The organism is Acinetobacter sp. UBA6526 (assembly GCF_002434875.1).
GTDB lineage: Bacteria > Pseudomonadota > Gammaproteobacteria > Pseudomonadales > Moraxellaceae > Acinetobacter > Acinetobacter venetianus.
On record NZ_DJLC01000165.1, the window covers coordinates 1 to 1,166 of the forward strand.

The following is a 1,166-nucleotide window of genomic DNA, read 5'->3' on the forward strand; positions in this document are numbered from 1 at the left end:
TTTCATATCAAATATCATTTCATAGTTCTTAAATTAAAATCATTTATAGTCGGTCTCAAAAAGAACCGACCATGTTGCATGATCAAAATATTAGTTTTGTTTAGCACTAAGACTCTTAGCAATTTTTACAAGATCAACAAACTCTTCACGCATTTGATAAGGATCAGGTTTTGCTGATTGTTGGGCTAACTGAATGATTTGATCCCACCCCATCGCACCATTGTACTGGCCACCTTTTAATTGCTGAGCGTACGATGCAACTGCAATTGCAAAACGAGTGTCATTATTGGCTTGGGCGAGTGTTTTACTTTTCACATTCACCGCTTGACTCAATAAAATACTTTTTTCTTGATTTGGTAATTTATAACGTAAATTCACGAAAGCATATTCAGATTTTTTAGCAGTATCCGATTTTATAGGTGCTTGATAACGTGAGTCATTCAACCAGCCCTGCTGATCGACAGGAATAATTTCATAGATCGCAGTGACACTATGCCCAGCCCCAATATCACCAGCATCGACTTTATCATTGTTGAAGTCTTCTTGCTTCAACATACGATTTTCATAGCCAACTAAACGATATTCTTTAACCGTCGCTGGATTAAACTCTACTTGTATTTTGACATCTTGGGCAACCGTTGCTAGCGTAGAAGACAGCTGACGTTGTACCACTTTTTTCGCTTCATTTTTGTTATCGATATAGCTGTAATTACCATCACCAGCATCAGCGATTTGTTCCATTAGCTCTTCATTGTAATTACCAGTGCCATAGCCGAGCGTTGTCAATGAAATACCACTTTTACGCTTCTCCGCAACCATGCCTTTTAAGGTATTAAAATCAGTAATTCCTATATTAAAGTCACCATCAGTCGCTAACAAAATTCGATTAATCCCATTTTTAACAAACGCTTTCTCTGCTTCTTTATAAGCCAATTGAATCGCCTGCTCACCAGCCGTTGCTCCACCAGCTTGCAACTGATTAATCACACGTAAAATCTTATCTTTATGCTCACCTGATGTCGGCTCAAGTACTAATTTTTCCCCACTCGCATAAGTGATAATCGTCACTTTGTCCTGTGGGCGTAATTGTTCAGTCAATATTCTTAAGGTTTGTTTAACCAATGGTAGCTTATTATCTGCATTCATACTGCCAGAAACATCGACAA

General features: G+C 38.0%; 1 protein-coding gene. It reads right to left on the reverse strand.

All coding sequences use genetic code 11. From position 1 onward, the window contains the following. Window positions 1-90: 90 nt before the first annotated feature. Window positions 91-1,166, reverse strand: a 1,076-nt coding sequence (locus B4237_RS11600; RefSeq protein ID WP_286943205.1) for a vWA domain-containing protein, incomplete at its 5' end; no start/stop codon positions are given.